The following is a 19,069-nucleotide window of genomic DNA, read 5'->3' on the forward strand; positions in this document are numbered from 1 at the left end:
TCAACCGGCCAGATCAATGCCGAAGGCGCGGGCGATACTGCCGATGACGATGCTCAGTTCGTTTTCGAACTGATCAAAAATGGATTCCAGCGCCGCCTCGCCATTGTGGAGTGCCTGTTCGAGGTTCAGGGCAGCATTTTGTAGTCCCACCGCGCCGATCGTGCCGGCTAGTCCCTTGGTGCTGTGGGCCCGGCGTTCAGCCGTCGAAAAATCACCAGCCGAAATGGCTGCCCGGATGGCTTTGGCCTCGTCAGTGAAGCGGGCGTGGAAATCGCGCAATACCTTTTCGTAAAGCGAAGGCTTGTTCATCATTCGTCTGAGGCCTTCTGCTGTATTTATGCCAGGAAGATCCGGCAGTCCATCGGCGGGTGTCATGGGAATCGTCTCCTGTTTTCTTGTTGGAGCAGTTGTGTCTTGCCGGGGGCGCCAGCGGAAAAGCGTGTCTTGCAGCAAGCCTGGATCGATCGGTTTGGTCAGAAAATCATTCATGCCAGCCGCCAGGCAGCGTTGGCGTTCGGAATCTTGTGCATTTGCCGTCATGGCGATGATCGGCAGACTCTGGCTGCGCTCAACGGCACGTAAGCGGCGGGTGGCTTCCAGGCCGTCCATTTCCGGCATCTGGATGTCCATTAGCACGATATCGTAGTCGTTACCTTCGTCGATTACTTTTTTCAAGGCAAGCACGCCATTGTCGGCAGTATCGACAGTGATGCCGAAGGATTCAAGCATTTCACCGGCGATCAGCAGATTGGTCGGCATGTCGTCGACCAGCAGGATACGGAGGCCGGCCAGTGGTGCCGGTGCATTTGGCTTGGCGTGATTCTGCAATTCCCGGTCCCTGACCAGCTTGCCGATCTGGGCGGCCGTTACCGGCTTGCTGAGCACGGCATCGACGCAGTGCAGGCGTTCATCGCTACCCAGGGCGGCCGTATCGCTGGCGGTGACCATGACCAGTCGAGGGCACGGTGATATCTGGTTGCGGATGGCCTCGGACAGTTCAAGGCCGTCCATGCCCGGCATATTGAAATCGATGGTGACGAATTCGAAGGGGGCTGTCCTCGTATCGGCGAGCAGGCCCAAGGCCTCTGCTCCGGATTCGGCCGGAATCGCCGAATAGCCGTGTTTTTCGAGTAGACGGATGAGGATGGCGCGAGCCAGCGGGCTATCGTCGACGACCAATGCGCGACGCATCGCGCTGAGCGGCGGGTTGGCTTCGAGCGTACTCAGGCCCAGGTTTACGGTGAACGTGAAGGTGCTGCCGACACCTGATTGGCTGGTCACCCAGATATCGCCCCGCATCAGTTGGGCCAGCCGCTTGCAGATGGTCAGGCCAAGGCCCGTGCCGCCATATTTTCGGGTAATTGACGAGTCGGCCTGGCTGAAGGCCTGAAACAGGACTTGCTGCTGCTCCTGTGACATGCCGACTCCAGTGTCCTGGACATCGATTTCCAGTTCGGCGCGCGCGGTATTTCCGGGCAGGCGGCGAACGAAAACGGTGATCGAGCCGCTGGCGGTGAATTTCAAGGCATTGCCGAGCAGGTTGATCAGGATCTGGGCGAGGCGCAGCGGGTCGCCAAGCAGATTTGTCGGGACATCGGGTTCGACCACATATTGCATGATCAGGCCCTTTTCCTGGGCCCGATGCAGCAGAACGCTGGTGACGTTATCGAGCACATCGTCGAGCGCGAATTCGGTTTCCTCCAGCACCATCCGTCCGGCTTCGATCTTCGAGAAATCGAGGATGTCGTTGATCAACCCAAGCAGCATTTGCCCGGAACCGTGAATGCGGGAAATGTAGTCACGTTGCTTGCCCGAAAGGTCGCCCTTGAGCAGCAAGTGGGCGAGGCCGATGACGGCATTCATCGGCGTTCGGATTTCGTGGCTCATGTTGGCCAGGAATGCCGCTTTGGCTTCAGCGGCCGCTTCGGCTGCGTGCTTGGCTTCTGTCAGGGCAATTTCGGCCTGTTTGCGTTCCGTGATGTCTTGCAGGGTTTCGATGGCGCCGACGATCCTGCCCTGCTTGTCGTACAAGGGGGCGGCGGTGAAGAATAGCCAGCGCTTGAACATGGGGAAGAAATCTTCCGCTTCGTAACCGCCCTGTACGAGCCTGGATCGCCGGTATTTATCGGAATACAGTGCCTGAATCTGCGCCATTTCACCGTTGAGCACGAGATCGGCCATGATCGGGCGCTGAGATGGATAGAAGGCCTTCCACTGGTTGCTTGTTCCGACGATATCGCCAGCCTTGACGCCGATGATTTGTTCGCAGGCTTCGTTCCAGTGCGTGATCTTGTGATCCGCGTCGAGCACCAGGGTGGGTACCGGACTGCCATCGATGATCTTGGCCAAGGTGTCGTGGGCATTTTCGAGGTCGTAGGTTCGCTCCTGAACCAGACGTTCAAGGTCTTCGCGATGCGCCTCCAGCTCGCGTTCAGCTTGCAGTTTTCCGGTAACGTCGCGGGCGAAGAGGACAATGCCGGTGGGCTGCCCGGTCGAGTCCATGATCGTGGTAAATGCTGTGTCAGCATCGAAGCGACCGCCATCTAGGCGTTGCATCGACAACTGGCGGGTGACGATGAAGCCGTTGAAATCTTCAGGGTCGTCGAGGAAGTGCTCGGTACTTGCGTTATCTGGCAGCAGGTCGCGAACATTGGTTGAGTCGAGATCAAGCATTTCGTCGAGCCCGAACAGGCGGTGGGCTTGCTGGTTGGCCGTTTTCAGGCCGCCATCGAGGCCGAGGAGCAGGATGGCATCGGGCGAGGTTTCCACCAGCGTCCGATAGATCTTCTCGCTTTTCTCGATGCGCTGGTGAGTCAGGCGCTCTTCGGTGATGTCGAGCAGCAGCGACAGGATGCCGACCAACTTGCCTTGTGCTGTCCGCAAGGCAACGTTGTACCAGTTGCAGACAAGCAGCACGCCGTCCTTGCCATGCGCCGGGCCGGTAAATTTACCCGTACCGGTGCCGTGCATGACCGCGCGAACCGTATCGGCAAAGGCCTCGTGGTGCTCGGTTGATAGCAGAAGGTGGTGTACCTGCTTGCCGATGACTTCAGCGGCCTTCCAGCCGAACATCTGCTCGGCCCGGCGATTCCATTCGGTAATATGGCCCTGCCGGTCCCACAGAATGAAGGCGAGGGGAGAGGTGTTGTAGAGCGCCCGAAAGCGCAGCTGACTGTCGCGTAGCGCAGCCTCGGCCTGCTTTTGCTGGGTGATCTCGTTGAAGGTGATAACAAGCGGTGCGGCACCATCTCCCGTGCCAGTGCACGGGGTTCGTACCTCGAACCAGTGCCACAGGCCATTGGTATGCTTCAGGCGCAAGGTGAAGGGTGGGTAGCCGCGAGCGGTATTCGCGCTCAGTCTTGCGAACAGCGTGCTCAGTTGCGGCCGCTCATCGGCATGTGCCAGCGCTAGCCAGGCCTCAGGGGTTTCCGGCAGCGCATCCGGACTGTAGCCCAGCAGGCTGTGAAAATTGCGCGAGATCCTAAACTGCCGGGTTTCGGTGTGCCATGACCAGCACCCCACCCCAGCGATCATTAGCGCTTCTTCCAGGGCTTCAGCCGGAATCTGGCTGGAAGGCGCCATGGTCAAGGGGGGGGCGAGTCGGGATTAAAAGAGCTCAATGTCGTCGCTCTTTTCCTTCATTTCGGCCATGTACTTGTCGACTGCTTCTTGAACCGGCATGCCATTCATGACGGCATCAAACATGGCGATTTCTTCGCGGGTGGAATACTTGGTCTTGATCTTGTCCTGCAGGCCGACCCACTCGGCGGGATTGAACAGACGACGGCTGTCGGCAACGAGATCGCTCAGGTCGCCCAGGCTGAGCCCGACGTGGGCGAGGCGCTGAACCAGCTTGTCGTAGAACTGGAAGGCGATGATGGCTTGATGAACCATGCCGGAGACGTGCTCGGAAACGCCGGTCAGATTCTGTTTGGCGACGCCGACTTCACCCTGGTCGGGCAGGGTCTGGACGGTATCGGAAATCATCCGCATGTAACCGGCCATGGTGGTGAACGAGTCGGTCAGCACTTCGACGGAAGCGTTGCTGTCTTTCATCGCGGCTTCGATCTGCACGGCAGAGAGCTCAAGCATCAGCACGGTCTCGCGGACCTGGCTCCAGTTGAGGTCCGGCATATGGGCGCTAGTACCGCGTGGTTGGTTTATCTCGACAGTCATGTATTCCCCTCTTTTTCCGCCAAACTATAGCGCAATTCATGTCCGCCGTTCTATCAGCACATAGTGTTTGCGGACGGCTTCGAGAACTTCGAAGGTGCCTGTGAAGCCGGCTGGAATGATGCAGGCATCCCCGGGGCCGAATTCGCTGGCTTGCTGGTCGCTGTCGGTGATCCGCAGACGGCCCTCGATGATGCAGAAGAATTCATCTTTTCCTGGGGCAAAGGCGATATTCCAGGCGCCGGGTTCGCAGGACCAGATGCCGGCCGACAGATCGCCGTTTTCGGTCAGGAAATGTTCCCAGGTGGTGCGCAGCGGGTTGCCCTTGACCAGGCGGTCCGGCCTGGGCCGGTCATAGGATGGGGGTGGGGTGGTGGTCGAAAAAGCGGTGAGCTTGGGCATGGTCAGGAAATCAGGAGCTAGGCAGGGCTGGGGCAAATATCTTAATTTGCCGCGATAATTCGTGCATGAGTTTTGTCCGCTTCCTGATATCCCCCTTCTTCCTGATGGCGACGGCAGTGATCGCCGCGCCACCGCTGGTTGCGGTGGATGTCGGCCATGGCGGCAAGGATACGGGGGCGATCAGCGCCCGTGGGCGAACAGAATTCGAGTTCAATCGGGACTTTGCCGGGCGACTGGCGGCAACGTTGCGCGAGCATGAGCTAGGTGTTCTGGAAGTCAATTTCGACGGCAAGATCGGCAGTCTGGCCGCTCGTCCGGCCGCGGCGATCGGCAGCGATTTCTTCATCGCCATTCATCACGACTCGGTCGGCGAACCGTGGCTGCTTAACTGGGAGTGGAATGGTCAGCCGCTGCGCTATACCGAGGTCAAGCGCGGTTTCGGCCTCTTCGTTTCGGCGCAGAACCCGGATCTCGAAACCAGCCTGCGTTGCGCCTCCACGATCGGCGCCATGATGCGCCGCGCCGGCTTCGTGCCGTCCGACTGGCATGCCCGCAAGCATGTCCCGGCCGATGCCGAGAATGGTGTCTGGTATTACGACAATCTGGTCGTGCTTTACCGGACGACCTTGCCGGCCGTGCTGTTCGAGGCCGGGGTCATCAAGCATCGCGACGAAGAGCTGGAGTTGCTTGATCCTGAGCGCCAGGCGCGCATGGCCGATGCCGTGGCCACCGGCATCGCGGCCTGTCTGTTCGTCAAGGCAAGCGACACACCCGCTGAATAGCTTGCTTCAGAGAAATATCGGTTCCGGCGTCAGTTCGACCGCGAATTTTTCCCGCACGGCAGCCTGTACGGCAGCCATGGTTCGCTGCACATCCTGGCCTGTGGCGCCGCCGCGATTGACCAATACCAGTGCCTGCTTTTCGTACATGCCGACCGGACCGAGCGCCTTGCCCTTCCAGCCGGCCTGTTCGATCAGCCAGCCGGCGGCCAGTTTGACCCGACCATCGGGCTGCGGGTAGCGGGGTAGTGTCGGGTAAGCGTCGGCCAGGGCTTCGGCCTGTATGGCTTCAACGACCGGATTGTGAAAGAAGCTGCCGGCATTGGGGGTCACTGCCGGGTCGGGCAGCTTGCGCTGGCGGACGGCGATGACTGCCGTGGCGATGTCCTGAGCGCTTGGCGCGGCAATTTTTCGTGTCGCCAGTTCCTGAGCGATGTCGGCATAGCGCATGTTCGGCTGCCAGGCCTTGGCCAGGCGAAAAATCACCGAGGTGATGGCGATCCTACCGTTCAAATGCCAGCCTTGCTGCTTGAACAGGCTGTCGCGGTAGGCGAAACGGCAATCGTCCCGATCAATCGTCAGCAGCGCTTTTTTTTCAAAATCCCAGCCGGTGACAGAATGCAGGCAATCGGCGACTTCCAGCCCATAGGCCCCAATATTCTGGATCGGTGCGGCACCAACTGTGCCGGGAATCAGGCTCAGGTTTTCCAGGCCCGGCCAGCCGCGGGTCAGTGTCCATTGCACGAAGTCATGCCAGTTCTCGCCGGCGCCGGCTTCGATAAACCACGCCTCGGCATCTTCCTTGACCAGTCGTTTGCCGGGGATGGCCATGTGCAGCAGCAGGCCATCGAAATCGCCGGTCAGCACCAGATTGCTGCCGCCGCCGAGAATGAAGCGTTTTTCCTTGACCAGCTCGGGCGCGGTCAACGCCTCGGGCGCGGTGACTTTTTGATAGCGCGCTGCGCGGCCGGGGAGGGCGAGGGTGTTGAATGGGGTGAGGTCGACGTTGGTGCTGGGATTCATAGGCAGGATTTTCGTCGATTTTTGACCTGGTTTGGAGTTGCTTGTTGGTTTATGGCGGGCAGGGGGCAGATCGGTGCTTGACCCGGGCAGCGGCCGGGGAGTAAAACATGATCACTACGTGGCGACCGATTTTCGGCTCCCCGGACAACTCCATGGCGACACGATAATGAAGCCGGCCGACCGACACCTCTGGCAGCGATTCTGGGCCATAGCCTCGCCATATTGGCGCCAGGACGAACGACTGAAAGCCTGGGGGCTGCTGGCGCTGCTGATTCTGCTGTTGTTGGGGCAAACCAAGTTTGCCGTGTTGTTCAACGAGCAGACCGGGGAATTTACTTCCGCTCTCGCTGCCCGCGACGAAGAGCGTTTCTGGAATTCGATCAAGTTCTGTCTGGGCTTGCTGGTTGCGGCGGTGCCGATCTACACCCTGTATTACTTTGTCCGGGACACACTCGGCATCCACTGGCGGCGCTGGCTGACCCACCACTTTCTGGAAAGCTATTTCAGCCACCGGCATTTCTATGAATTGAATGCCAATGCCGGAATCGACAACCCGGACCAGCGGGTGGCCGAAGATATCAATACCTTCACCCAGCGTTCGCTGTATTTCCTGCTGATCTTCATTGGGTCCATCCTGCAACTGGCTGCCTTTAGCCGCGTGCTGTGGTCGATTTCCCATGAGCTGGTCTATTTCCTGGTTTTCTACGCCATTGGGGGGACGCTGATTACGATCCTGGTCTTCGGCAACCGGCTGATGAACCTGAACTTCCACCAGTTGCGGCGGGAGGCGGATTTTCGTTTCAGTCTGGTGCGTGTCCGTGAAAACGCCGAATCGATTGCCTTGTACCGGGGCGAGGCGCAGGAACTGCAACAGGTCAGGCAGCGCTTTGCCGCTGCTTTCAAGAACTTCAAGCGCCTAATCCGCAGCCAGATGGGACTCAATTTCTTCCAGCACGCCTATGGCCTGATGACCATCGTGCTGCCCAGTGCCATCATCGCCTCGCGAGTGCTCTCGGGGGAACTGGAGGTTGGCCGGGCGATACAGGCGGCCGGTGCTTTCGCTGCGATACTCAGCGCCTTTTCACTGATCGTCGAGAATTTCGAAAGCCTGAGTCGCTTTGCGGCCGGTATCGAGCGTCTCGATGCCCTGGCCCGCTTTCTGCCCGGCCATCCGGCGGGCCATGTCGGCAGGGGCAGTACCATTTTGTCGGTGGATGCGTCGCATCTGACCCTGGAAAACCTCACCCTGCAGACGCCGAACTACGAACGGACGCTGATCCGCGATCTGTCGCTGGCGGTCAAGCCAGGCGAGGGGCTGATGATTGTCGGCGAGAGCGGTAGCGGTAAAAGTTCGTTGCTACGCGCCATCGCCGGTATCTGGTATGCCGGTAGTGGCACCATCTACCGGCCGCAGCCGAACGACATCCTGTTCCTGCCCCAACAGCCCTACATGCTGCTCGGCACCTTGCGCAGCCAGCTGCTTTATCCGCACAAGGAGCGGTCGATTGCCGATGCGCAGTTGCTGAAGGTGCTGGAGCGGGTCAACCTGCCTGATCTGGCCAACCGTTTTGGGGGGCTGGATGTTGAAATGGACTGGCAGAAGGTGCTCTCGGTTGGCGAGCAGCAGCGCCTGGCTTTTGCCCGCATCCTGATCAGCAAGCCACGTTTCGCCATTCTCGACGAAGCAACCAGTGCGCTGGACAACGCCAACGAGGATGCCCTCTATCGGCTGCTTCAGGAAATGAAAACGACCCTGGTCAGCGTCACGCATCGTCCAGCCATCCTCAAGTATCACAAGCAGGTGCTGGAACTCACGGGCGACAGCCGGTGGCAGGCTTATCCGGCTGAGGAATATGGCTTCAGGGAAGATCGCGACGCACCATAGGCGCGCCGCGACCAGCCATTACAGCAAGGGTGCCAGCCAGTACTCGGCATCCTTGAGTGACATGCCTTTGCGGGCAGCCCAATCTTCCAGTTGATCGCGCCCGATTTTCGGAATGGCGAAATAGGCCGCTGCCGGGTGAGCAATGTAGAAGCCGGATACTGCCGCAGCCGGGGTCATCGCGCAGGACTCGGTCAGCTGCATGCCGGCGTTGGCCGGGGCATCGAGCAGGGCGAACAACTCGCGCTTGGCGGTGTGGTCTGGACAAGCCGGGTAGCCGGGGGCGGGGCGGATACCTTTGTATTGTTCGGCAATCAGTTCGGCATTGGTGAAGGTTTCATCGTGGGCGTAGCCCCAGTATTGGGTACGTACTTGCAGATGCAGCCATTCAGCGGCGGCTTCGGCCAGACGGTCGGCCAGCGACTTGAGCATGATCGCGGAGTAGTCGTCGTGGGCGGCTTCAAATGCAGCGACACGCTCTTCGATGCGGTGGCCGGCGGTGACGGCAAAGGCGCCGACATAATCGTTTTCACCAATAAAATCAGCCAGCGCCATGTTGAAGCGACCTTTTGGTTGCTTGTGTTGTTGACGTAGGCCCACCCAGCGGGTCAGTTCAGTCGTCCGGCTTTCATCGCTGTAGATGATGATGTCTTCGTTCTCTGCCTTGGCCGGGTAAAGGCCGAAGACGGCACGGGCGCTCAGCCAGTTTTCGCTGATGATCTTGCCGAGCATTTCCTTGGCATCGGTGAACAACTGGCGAGCGGTTTCGCCGACCGTTTCGTTGTCGAGAATGGCTGGATAGCGACCGGCCAGATCCCAGCTTTGGAAGAACGGTGTCCAGTCGATCAGTAGCGCCAGATCGCTCAGGCTCGGGTTGAGCGTCTGCAGGCCGAGCTGTTTCGGCTTGGCCGGTGTGAACGGCTCGTTCCACGTGAAACGGTTGGCGCGGGCTTCAGCCAGCGTAACCATCGTCGCGCCCTTGCGGCCTGAGTGTTCGGCGCGAACAGCCTCGTATTCGGCGACGATTTCAGCCATATAACCATCGCGCTGCTCGGTGGAGAGCAGCTTGGTGGCGACGCCAACGGCGCGCGAGGCGTCTGGCACGTAGACGACAGCGCCTTCGGTGTTGGGGGCGATCTTGATCGCGGTGTGGGCGCGGCTGGTCGTCGCGCCACCGATCAGCAGCGGCTGCTTCATGCCTTGGCGCTGCATTTCGCTGGCGACGTGGGCCATTTCCTCAAGCGACGGGGTGATCAGGCCGGACAGGCCGATGATGTCGACGCGGTGTTCGAGCGCCGCCTTCAGGATGTTGTCACAGGAGACCATGACGCCGAGGTCGATCACGTCGTAGCCGTTGCAGCCGAGCACGACGCCGACGATGTTCTTGCCGATGTCGTGCACGTCGCCCTTGACCGTCGCCATCAGTATCTTGCCCTTGCTGCCCAGGCCGGTGCGGGTCTTTTCCGCTTCGATGTAGGGCAGTAGGTGGGCGACCGCCTGTTTCATCACGCGGGCCGATTTGACCACCTGCGGCAGGAACATCTTGCCGGCGCCGAACAGGTCGCCAACATGGTTCATGCCGGCCATCAGCGGGCCTTCGATGACGGCGAGCGGTGGCTTGCCTTCAGCTTCGAGCTGGGCGCGGACTTCCTCGGTATCCGCCACGACGAAATCGGTGATGCCCTTGATCAGGGCATGTTCGAGGCGCTTCTCAACGCTCTGCTCACGCCAGCTGAGGTCCGGTCCGGTGTCCTTGGCTTTGCCTTCCTTGACCGTCTGGGCGAAATCGACCAGCGCCTCGCCCGCATTCGGGTTGCGGTTGAGCACCACATCCTCGACCTTCTGGCGCAATTCCGGTTCCAGATCGTCGTAGATGCCAAGCATGCCGGCATTGACGATGCCCATGGTCATGCCGTTCTTGATCGCGTGGTAGAGGAAGACGGTGTGGATCGCCTCACGCACCGGGTCGTTGCCGCGGAAGCTGAACGAGACGTTGGATACGCCACCGGAGATGTGGGCGTGCGGCAGGTTCTGCTTGATCCAGCGCACCGATTCGATGAAATCGACCGCGTAGTTGTCGTGTTCCGGGATACCGGTGGCGATGGCGAAAATGTTCGGGTCGAAGATGATGTCTTCAGCCGGGAAGCCGATGCTCAGCAGCAGGTCGTAGGCGCGCTTGGAAATCTCGGTCTTGCGGGCAAACGTGTCGGCCTGGCCCTTCTCGTCGAAAGCCATGACAATGACCGCCGCACCGTAGCGGCGGGCCAGCTTGGCCTGCTCGATGAACTTGGCTTCGCCTTCCTTCATCGAGATCGAATTGACGATGCCCTTGCCCTGGATGCACTTCAGGCCCGCTTCGATGACCTCCCATTTCGACGAGTCGATCATGATCGGCACGCGCGAAATGTCCGGCTCGGAGGCGATCAGTTTGAGGAATTTGTCCATGGCGGCCAGCGAATCGAGCATCGCCTCGTCCATGTTGATGTCGATGATCTGGGCGCCGTTCTCGACCTGTTGGCGGGCAACGGCCAGCGCATCGTCGAAACGGCCTTCGAGGATCATGCGCGCGAAGGCCTTGGAGCCGGTGACGTTGGTCCGTTCGCCGACGTTCACGTAGAGCGAGCCGGGTGTGACGTTGAAGGCTTCGAGACCGGACAGGCGCAGCGCCGGTTCGATGGCGGGGCGCTGGCGCGGGCTGACCGTCGCAACACGTTGGGCGATGGCAGCGATGTGCTCCGGCGAGGTGCCACAGCAGCCGCCGACAATATTGACGATGCCGGCCTTTGCCCAGCTTTCGATTTCGTCGGCCAGCATGTCGGCCGTTTCGTCGTAGCCGCCAAAGGCATTGGGCAGGCCGGCGTTCGGGTGGGCCGAGACGTAGCAGTCGCAGACGCGGGACAGTTCCTCGACGTACTGGCGCAGTTCCTTGGCGCCGAGTGCGCAGTTCAGGCCGAAACTGACCGGCTGGACGTGGCGCAGCGAATTCCAGAAGGCCTCAGCGGTCTGGCCGGATAGCGTGCGGCCGGAAGCGTCGGTAATCGTGCCGGAGATCATCACCGGCCAGCGACGCTGGGCGATGTCGAAAAACTTCTCGATGGCAAATAGCGCGGCCTTGGCATTCAGCGTGTCGAACACCGTTTCAACGAGCAGGATGTCGGCGCCGCCTTCGACCAAACCGGTGATGGCCTCGACGTAGTTGGCGACCAGTTCGTCGAACGTGACGTTGCGGTAGCCCGGATCATTGACGTCCGGCGAGATCGAGGCGGTACGGCTGGTCGGGCCAAGCACGCCGGCGACGAAGCGCGGCTTGGCCGGATTGGCGGCGGTGAATTCGTCGCACAACTGACGGGCCAGCTTGGCGCCTTCGAAATTCAGTTCGTAGACGAGTTCCGACAGGTTGTAGTCGGCCTGCGATACCGCGGTCGAGTTGAAGGTGCAGGTCTCGAGAATGTCGGCGCCGGCTTCCAGATATTCGCGGTGGATGCCGCCGATAATGTCTGGCCGGGTCAGGACCAGCAGGTCGTTATTGCCCTTCAGGTCGTGGGGGTGATCCTTGAAGCGCTCACCCCGGTAATCAGCTTCCTGCAGGCCGTGCCGCTGGATCATGGTGCCCATGGCGCCATCGAGGACGAGCAGGCGTTGCTGGAGCAGGGAAGAGAGTTCGGCGGTACGGTTTGGCTGCATGGATCACCTCGGCAAAGCGAAATTGCACCGGGGACGCCGCAAAAACGAACGGCGCCGCAAACCGGGGCAAGGAAAACGCGGGTTTGCGAGCGCCGTTGATCATTGCCGAGCCTGGCCCCCGAATTAAAGGGTCGCAGCGCTCCTCGGCAGAAGCGTTAGTTTACCGGGGGCCGCTCAAGCTGCCAAGGATATTGATTTGTTTAGCCTTTCACGGCGACGCGCTTCGAGGTCTTCTTGACCCCGCCGCTGTTCGTGTCGAAATGCACCATGAAGTAGGTTTCGTCCATCGGCGGCATACCTTCGATGCGCCATTCCCAGATTTCTTCACGCAGATTGTTGAAGGTCTGTTTCGAGCCAGGTGCGCCGAGCAGGCGGCGAATATCGTCCTTGCTCATGCCGACGCGGACCTTGGCGTAGTTGGCGTCGTTCAGCACCTGCTCGACCTTGGCGACCACGTGATCAAGGCCGAAGGTGATCATGTAGCAACTGCTGCCGTTCGGCTGGCGGGCGTATTCCCAGGTCGCCGTGCCGTCGTCGTTCCAGTGGATGAAGCCGGGCTCGCCCATGCGGCTGCGCACTTCGGCCTGGGTCGTGACACCGGGCTTGATTTCCTGCAGGTTGAAGTAATCGCAGGCCGGCAGGGCTGCGGCCACGATGGCGGTGGCGGCAGAGGTGATCCAGGCAGGCAGTTTCATGTGGGCTCCATGACGAGGGGGCAAGGCAGTTTACGCTTTCCCGAGCTTGCTTTCATAATATCGGATTACTCTAATTTTCGGATATGCCGATGCAGCACCTCGATCCCCTTGCCGCACATGCCTTCCTGCAGCACCAGCCGCTCGCCGTGCTGGTCGATTGCCGGACGGAAATCGAGCATATGTACGTCGGCCACCCGGCCGGTGCCGAGCATGTGGCGTGGCAGGAGGGGCCGGACTGGGAGATTGATCCGAAATTTGCCGACAAGGTGAAGCGGCTGGTGCGGGGTGATCTTTCCCGACCATTGTTGCTCATTTGTCGCAGTGGAAGGCGTTCGGTCGATGCCGGGCTGGCCCTTGAGGCAGCCGGTTTTACCAACGTGATCAATGTTCTGGAAGGTTTCGAAGGTCCGCTCGACGAGGACTATCACCGCGGCAAGCTGGGTGGCTGGCGCTGCCGTGGACTACCGTGGTACCAGTCTTAGGCGTTGGTGGAGCAGGGCGGCGAGGCCACCGGTCAGCATCAGCCCGGCCATGCCGAGCGCCAGTGTCAGGGTCGAGCCCCATAAGGCGGGGGCGATCAGCGCGGCAACCAGACCGTTGAAGCTGGACTGGAAGAAGGTCTGGCACGATGCGGCCAGGCCGCGCTGGGCCGGGAAGGGGTCGAGCGCGAAGATGGTCAGGCAGGGCATGGCCAGCGACATGCCCATGGTGTAGACGAAAATGGGTGCCACGCTCCATGGCAAGCCGGGTGGCAAGGCAACATTCACCGTCAGGTTGATGGCGGCTGCGGTGCCCATGACCGCATAGCCAAGTCCGATGGTGCGGGGTAGCGAAACCCTGCCGGCCAGTCGGCCAGATAACCATGAGCCGCACACCAGGCCACTCATCGCCGGCCCGAACAGCCAGAGGAAGCCGGTTTCAGCCACACCGAGGTGCCGCATCAGGAAGACCGGGGCGGACAGGATGTACAGGAAGAAACCGCCGAAATTCATCGACAGTGCGGCGCAAGCCAGCAGGAAAGGCGGCGAGGTCAGCACTTTCCAGTAGGTTGAAGCGAGATAGGCGGGGCGCAGCGACTGGCGTTTTTCCGGCGGCAAGGTTTCGGGCAGCAGTTTCCAGCAGGCCAGCCACAATGCGGTCGTCGACAGCACGAGAAAGGCGAAGACCGAACGCCAGCCGAACAGCGTTTGCAGCCAGCCGCCAATGACCGGGGCGATGGCCGGGGCCAGCGCAAACATCATGGTGATCTGTGACATCAGGCGCTGGGCTTCTGCGCCATCGAACAGGTCGCGCACGATGGCGCGGCTGAGCACGATGCCAGCGCCAGCCGTGATGCCCTGCATGGCCCGCCAGAACCACAGGTGCTCGATGCGCGTGGCGAGAGTGCAACCCGCCGAGGCGATGGCAAACAAGCCAAGGGCGATCAGGATGACCTTGCGGCGTCCGAAACGGTCGGCAATCGCGCCGTGCCATAACGTCATCAGCGCGAAGGAGAACAGGTAAATGGACAGCGTCTGCTGGACTTCAAGCGGGGTCGCATGCAGTTTTTCGCCGATCTCGTGGAAGGACGGCAGGTAGGTGTCGATCGAAAATGGCCCGATCGCCGACATAGAGGCGAGCAGGATGGCGATGCCGCGCGTCTCGCGCCGGCTGACCTCAGCCACGGCCAAAGCGCCGGTACTGGATGGCCTCGGCGATGTGGGTGGCGCGGATGTCGTCGTTGCCGGCCAGATCGGCAATGGTTCGGGCGACTTTCAGGATGCGGTGCCAGGCCCGGGCCGACAGGTCGAGCTGCGTCGTCGCCTGTTGCAACAGCTTGCTGCCGGTTTCGTCGGGCTGACAGCAGGCATCGACTTCCTTGGTGTTCAGGCGGGCGTTCGGCTTGCTCTGGCGGGTTTGTTGCCGCACCTGGGCTTGCTCGACGCGAGTGCGCACGGTTTCCGATGATTCGCCGTCGGCCTTGCCGGACAGCGCGTCGGACGGCAGGGCCGGCACTTCGATGATCAGGTCGATGCGGTCAAGAAAGGGGCCGGATAGCTTGCCTCGGTAACGGGCGATCTGGTCCGGCGTGCAACGGCATTTATTATTGCCATGTCCCAAAAATCCGCAGGGGCAGGGATTCATTGCCGCAATCAACTGGAATTCGGCCGGGAATTCGGCATGGCGGGCTGCCCGGGCGATATGGATGCGCCCGGATTCCAGTGGTTCGCGCAGAGTTTCGAGTACCTTGCGGTCGAACTCGGGCAATTCGTCGAGGAACAGGATGCCCTGGTGAGCCAGGCTGATTTCGCCAGGCCGCGGCGGATTACCACCACCGACCAAAGCGACCGCCGAAGCGGTGTGATGGGGCTGACGGTAAGGGCGAACGCCAAAGGCCTCTGGTTGGAATTGCCCGACCAGCGAAAGGACAGCGGCCGAGGCTTTGGCCGCTTCGCCTTCGAGGCGCGGCATCAGGCCTGGCAAACGGGCGGCGAGCATCGATTTGCCCGAACCGGGCGGGCCGACCATCAATAGAGAATGGTTTCCAGCCGCGGCAATTTCCAGCGCCCGCTTGGCCTGACTCTGACCTCGAACCTCGGAAATATCTGGAAATTTTGGCCAGTTTTCGGTATTGGCTGTGGCCACTGCGGGCGGCAGCAATTCGCGATCAGCCAGGTGGGCGCAGACATCGAGCAGCGAACGCGCCGCCAGAATGTGGGTCGAACCGGTCAGTGCGGCTTCCTGGGCGCTGGCTTCAGGCAGGATGAAGGTTTTGCCGTTGTCGCTGCTTTGCAGGGCCATGGCCAGGGCACCGCGAATCGGACGCAGTTCGCCAGACAAGGACAATTCGCCGGCAAATTCGTAATCGGCCAGCGCTGGCGTTGGAATCTGTCCGCTGGCTGCCAGGATGCCGAGCGCGATGGGCAGGTCGAAGCGACCGGACTCCTTGGGCAGGTCGGCTGGCGCCAGATTGACGGTAATGCGTTTGCTGGGGAATTCGAAGCCGGAATTGACGATGGCCGCGCGGACACGGTCACGCGCTTCCTTGACCTCGGTGTCGGGCAGGCCAACCAGCGTGAAGCTGGGCAGGCCGCTGGCGAGGTGCGCCTCGACAATGACTGGTGGCGCGTTCAGGCCATCCAGCCCGCGGCTGTATGCGATGGCCAGCGCCATGTTGTGCTACTGGCCCGAGCGGGCCTTTTCCAGCGCGTCGACGCGGGCTTCCAGCGCCTGCAGCTTTTCGCGGGTGCGGGCCAGTACTTGCGCCTGAACGTCGAATTCTTCGCGCGTCACCAGATCGAGTTTGGCGAAAAAGCCACCCATCATGGCCTTGGCATTTTTTTCAATGTCCTTGGCTGGCGAGTTGGCAAACAGGGCGCTCATCTTGGCGCCAAATTCTTCCAGTGTCTTGGGGTCTAGCATGGTGTTCCTCCGTGAGCCTCGAGTTTAACACAGGGGAATTTAGCGCTCTTTTGAGTGATCGCTCGGCGATGGTGCGTAACTGTCTGTAACCGCACAGTTTTGGTGCGACAAATTGGTGCATTACATTTGGAATAGCCGGAAATCCTTTGATTGGTATCAAAAAAACAACCTGGCACGGCTTCTGCTATTGCTGTGTTGTAAATATTTTTCACTTGAAACCTTCTGTTGGAGAGAAACCATGAAGAAATCACTGCTTACCCTGGCCATCGTTGCCGCCTTTGTTGCCCCGGCCTTTGCCGAAGAAGCTGCTGCCCCGGCACCCGCCCCTGCTTTGACCGGCAACATCGGTGTGGTCAGCGACTACATCTTCCGCGGCATCAGCCAGACCCAAGGCCACCCGGCGCTGCAGGGCGGCTTCGACTACAACCACTCCAGCGGCCTGTATGTCGGTGTGTGGGGCTCCAACGTCTCTTGGGTGCAAGTGAATCACTATAAGGACAACAGCAGCCTGGAAACTGACTTCTACGGTGGCTTCAAGGGTGGTTTCGCTGATGACTTCACCTACGACCTCGGCGTCATCAAGTACTACTACCCGGGTACCTCGCTGGGTGGCGTGACGCCGGACACGATGGAAGTCTATGGCGCCATCGGCTGGAAGTTCATCACCCTGAAGTACAACCAGACGATTTCGCAATACATGGTTGGCTGGACTGGCACGCAAATGGAAAACACCCGTGGTTCCGGCTATATCGATCTGTCGGCGAACTACGATCTGGGTGAAGGCTGGGGGGTTAACGCCCACGTCGGTCATCAGAAGATCAAGCACTACAGCGATGCTTCCTACACTGACTGGAAGCTGGGCGTGACCAAGGATGTTGGCTTTGGCGTGTTCGGTCTGGCTTACACCGACACCAATGCCAATACCTGTGGCGATGCTGTCCCGGCTTACTGCTGGAACAACAAGAATGTCGCCAAGGGTACTGCCCTGCTGTCCTTTACCAAGACTTTCTAAACCAATTTAAAACTTCCCCTGCCAGTGCACCGGCCGGCGCCGGTGGGGGAAAACAGATTTCAACCTTTATGAGGACTTACTCATCATGAAATTCGTTACCGCCATCATCAAGCCGTTCAAGCTTGACGAAGTGCGTGAAGCGTTGTCCGCCATCGGCGTGCAAGGCATCACGGTCACTGAAGTGAAGGGTTTCGGCCGGCAGAAAGGGCATACCGAGCTGTATCGGGGCGCCGAATATGTCGTCGATTTCCTGCCCAAGGTCAAGATCGAAGCCGCTGTCAGGGACGATCAGCTCGATCAGGTCATCGAAGCCATCGAAAAGTCGGCATCCACCGGCAAGATCGGCGACGGCAAGATCTTCGTGTTCGATGTCGAACAAGTCATTCGTATCCGGACCGGTGAAACCGGTACCGATGCCCTCTAAGGAGCGACCCATGAAACGCTTACTCGCATTGCTGGCCCTGGTCGGCGCCGTAGGTTTCGGCGCCCCAGCCTGGGCCGAAGAAAAAGCTGCAGCGCCCGAAGCTGTTGCAGCTACCGCCCCGGCCGCAGCGCCGGCTGCGGCGGCGCCTGCCGCAGCACCCGCTGCTGCCGCACCTGCCGCTGCTCCTGCCGCGGCACCGATCCCGCCGAACAAGGGCGATAACGCCTGGGTGATGATCAGCGCTGCGCTGGTCATCCTGATGTCCATCCCGGGTTTGGCCCTGTTCTACGGTGGCCTGGTTCGCACCAAGAACATGCTGTCGGTGCTGATGCAGGTGTTCGTCACTTTCTCGCTGATTTCGGTCCTCTGGGTGGTCTATGGCTACTCGGCCGCCTTCACCGAGGGGAACGAGTTCTTCGGCGTGCTCGACAAGCTGTTCCTGAAGGGCGTGACGGTCGATTCCGTGGCGGCCACCTTCTCCAAGGGTGTGAACATCTCCGAGTTTGCCTACGTGATCTTCCAGGGTGCCTTTGCGGCCATTACCTGCGGCCTGATCGTCGGCGCCTTCGCTGAACGAGCCAAGTTTGCCGCCATCCTGGTCTTCATGGTGATCTGGTTCACGTTGTCCTACATCCCGATGGCTCACATGGTCTGGTACTGGGCGGGTCCGGATGCCTACATCGATGCTGCTGCTGGCGAGTTGGCCGGCAAGACGGCTGGCTTCCTGTTCCAGAAGGGTGCGCTCGACTTCGCCGGCGGTACCGTGGTGCATATCAACGCCGCCATTGCCGGTCTGGTTGGTGCCTACATGGTGGGCAAGCGTAGCGGTCTGGGCAATGTCTCGATGGCCCCGCACTCCCTGACCTTGACGATGATTGGTGCATCCTTGCTGTGGTTTGGCTGGTTCGGCTTCAACGCCGGCTCCGCCCTCGAAGCCTCTGGCGGTGCTGCGCTGGCCATGGTCAACACCTGGGTTGCGACGGCTTGCGCCGCACTGTCCTGGATGTTTGCTGAATGGATCCTGAAGGGCAAGCCTTCCATGCTGGGTGCTGCTTCCGGTGCCGTCGCCGGTCTGGTGGCGATCACTCCGGCCGCCGGCTTCGTCGGTGTGATGGGCTCCATCATCATCGGCCTGCTGGCTGGCGTGGTCTGCCTGTGGGGTGTCAATGGCCTGAAGAAGCTGCTGGGCGCAGACGACTCCCTCGACGTGTTCGGCGTCCATGGTGTCGGCGGCATCCTTGGCGCCATGCTGACCGGTGTCTTTGCTGATCCGGCCCTGGGTGGCACGGGCGTCTATGACTATGTGGCCAACGCCGTTGGTCCTTACGACATGACTGCCCAGTTGATCTCCCAGGCCTGGGGCGTCGGTACCGTGATCGTCTGGTCCGGCGTCGTCTCCATCGTTGCCTACAAGCTGGTCGATATCGTGATTGGTCTGCGTGTGCCGGAAGAAGAAGAGCGTGAAGGTCTCGACCTTACCTCGCACGGTGAAACCGCTTACCACCACTAATCAGGTCTGTAGTCTCTCTCCCTTCGGGCACCTTCGGGTGCCCGTTTTTTTTGCGGTATTTGTTTTTGCCCGTGGTTTCCGGG

At 60.5% G+C, this 19,069-nt stretch carries 15 protein-coding genes and 1 riboswitch; of the genes, 6 read left to right on the forward strand and 9 right to left on the reverse strand.

Annotated features, from left to right (window positions below; all coding sequences use genetic code 11):
- From DARO_RS21420 to DARO_RS00225, 3 genes are read right to left on the reverse strand one after another with little or no spacing between them, the layout of a single operon-like run.
- Positions 1 to 3,582 (reverse strand): PAS domain S-box protein, encoded by a 3,582-nt coding sequence (locus DARO_RS21420; protein WP_011285809.1) that lies wholly within the window; start codon positions 3,580 to 3,582, stop codon positions 1 to 3.
- A gap of 24 nt (positions 3,583 to 3,606) precedes the next feature.
- A complete protein-coding gene (locus tag DARO_RS00220; RefSeq protein ID WP_011285810.1) occupies positions 3,607 to 4,176 on the reverse strand; it encodes a hypothetical protein in 570 nt (189 codons plus the stop codon).
- Between the two features lie 36 nt (positions 4,177 to 4,212).
- Positions 4,213 to 4,575, reverse strand: a complete 363-nt coding sequence (locus DARO_RS00225; protein ID WP_011285811.1) for a cupin domain-containing protein — start codon at positions 4,573 to 4,575, stop codon at positions 4,213 to 4,215.
- A 65-nt stretch (positions 4,576 to 4,640) separates the two neighbouring features.
- Here DARO_RS00225 and DARO_RS00230 point away from each other — a divergent pair, with 65 nt between their 5' ends.
- Positions 4,641 to 5,357 (forward strand): N-acetylmuramoyl-L-alanine amidase, encoded by a 717-nt coding sequence (locus DARO_RS00230; protein ID WP_011285812.1) that lies wholly within the window; start codon positions 4,641 to 4,643, stop codon positions 5,355 to 5,357.
- Positions 5,358 to 5,363: 6 nt separating this feature from the next.
- Here the strand turns inward: DARO_RS00230 and murB are convergent, their stop codons facing one another.
- Complete coding sequence (gene murB, locus DARO_RS00235; protein WP_011285813.1) at positions 5,364 to 6,377, reverse strand: UDP-N-acetylmuramate dehydrogenase; 1,014 nt, start codon at positions 6,375 to 6,377, stop codon at positions 5,364 to 5,366.
- A 166-nt stretch (positions 6,378 to 6,543) separates the two neighbouring features.
- Between murB and DARO_RS00240 the strand changes: the two genes are divergently transcribed.
- The gene (locus DARO_RS00240; RefSeq protein ID WP_041224137.1) at positions 6,544 to 8,262 is read left to right on the forward strand and encodes an ABC transporter ATP-binding protein/permease; all 1,719 of its coding nucleotides are present in this window, start codon (positions 6,544 to 6,546) and stop codon (positions 8,260 to 8,262) included.
- 18 nt (positions 8,263 to 8,280) lie between these two features.
- On the opposite strand, the gene metH is transcribed toward DARO_RS00240, so the two are convergent.
- Together metH and bamE are read right to left on the reverse strand one after the other, a co-directional pair.
- Entirely contained in the window at positions 8,281 to 11,943 is a 3,663-nt protein-coding gene (gene metH, locus DARO_RS00245; RefSeq protein ID WP_011285815.1) for a methionine synthase, read from the reverse strand.
- Between the two features lie 80 nt (positions 11,944 to 12,023).
- Positions 12,024 to 12,094, reverse strand: a riboswitch (S-adenosyl-L-homocysteine riboswitch).
- 49 nt (positions 12,095 to 12,143) lie between these two features.
- A complete protein-coding gene (bamE, locus tag DARO_RS00250) occupies positions 12,144 to 12,638 on the reverse strand; it encodes an outer membrane protein assembly factor BamE domain-containing protein (RefSeq protein WP_011285816.1) in 495 nt (164 codons plus the stop codon).
- An 83-nt stretch (positions 12,639 to 12,721) separates the two neighbouring features.
- On the opposite strand from bamE, the gene DARO_RS00255 reads away from it, so the two are divergent.
- A complete protein-coding gene (locus DARO_RS00255) occupies positions 12,722 to 13,120 on the forward strand; it encodes a rhodanese-like domain-containing protein (RefSeq protein ID WP_011285817.1) in 399 nt (132 codons plus the stop codon).
- On the opposite strand, the gene DARO_RS00260 is transcribed toward DARO_RS00255, so the two are convergent.
- The 3 genes from DARO_RS00260 to DARO_RS00270 are packed head-to-tail and all read right to left on the reverse strand — an operon-like array spanning position 13,100 to position 16,040.
- Positions 13,100 to 14,302 (reverse strand): Bcr/CflA family efflux MFS transporter, encoded by a 1,203-nt coding sequence (locus DARO_RS00260; RefSeq protein WP_011285818.1) that lies wholly within the window; start codon positions 14,300 to 14,302, stop codon positions 13,100 to 13,102. The genes DARO_RS00255 and DARO_RS00260 overlap by 21 nt on opposite strands.
- The gene (locus DARO_RS00265; RefSeq protein WP_011285819.1) at positions 14,295 to 15,791 is read right to left on the reverse strand and encodes a YifB family Mg chelatase-like AAA ATPase; all 1,497 of its coding nucleotides are present in this window, start codon (positions 15,789 to 15,791) and stop codon (positions 14,295 to 14,297) included. The genes DARO_RS00260 and DARO_RS00265 overlap by 8 nt, the downstream gene beginning before the upstream one ends.
- 6 nt (positions 15,792 to 15,797) lie before the next feature.
- Entirely contained in the window at positions 15,798 to 16,040 is a 243-nt protein-coding gene (locus DARO_RS00270) for an accessory factor UbiK family protein (RefSeq protein ID WP_011285820.1), read from the reverse strand.
- Positions 16,041 to 16,278: 238 nt separating this feature from the next.
- Here DARO_RS00270 and DARO_RS00275 point away from each other — a divergent pair, with 238 nt between their 5' ends.
- The 3 genes from DARO_RS00275 to DARO_RS00285 all read left to right on the forward strand — a co-directional run bounded on the left by DARO_RS00275 (position 16,279) and on the right by DARO_RS00285 (position 18,986).
- Positions 16,279 to 17,052 (forward strand): TorF family putative porin, encoded by a 774-nt coding sequence (locus DARO_RS00275; RefSeq protein WP_011285821.1) that lies wholly within the window; start codon positions 16,279 to 16,281, stop codon positions 17,050 to 17,052.
- A gap of 85 nt (positions 17,053 to 17,137) precedes the next feature.
- Entirely contained in the window at positions 17,138 to 17,476 is a 339-nt protein-coding gene (gene glnK / locus DARO_RS00280; protein ID WP_011285822.1) for a P-II family nitrogen regulator, read from the forward strand.
- 10 nt (positions 17,477 to 17,486) lie between these two features.
- Positions 17,487 to 18,986, forward strand: coding sequence for an ammonium transporter (locus tag DARO_RS00285; protein ID WP_011285823.1), 1,500 nt, complete (start codon positions 17,487 to 17,489; stop codon positions 18,984 to 18,986).
- The last annotated feature ends 83 nt before the right edge of the window (positions 18,987 to 19,069 follow it).

The sequence above is a fragment of the Dechloromonas aromatica RCB genome (assembly GCF_000012425.1).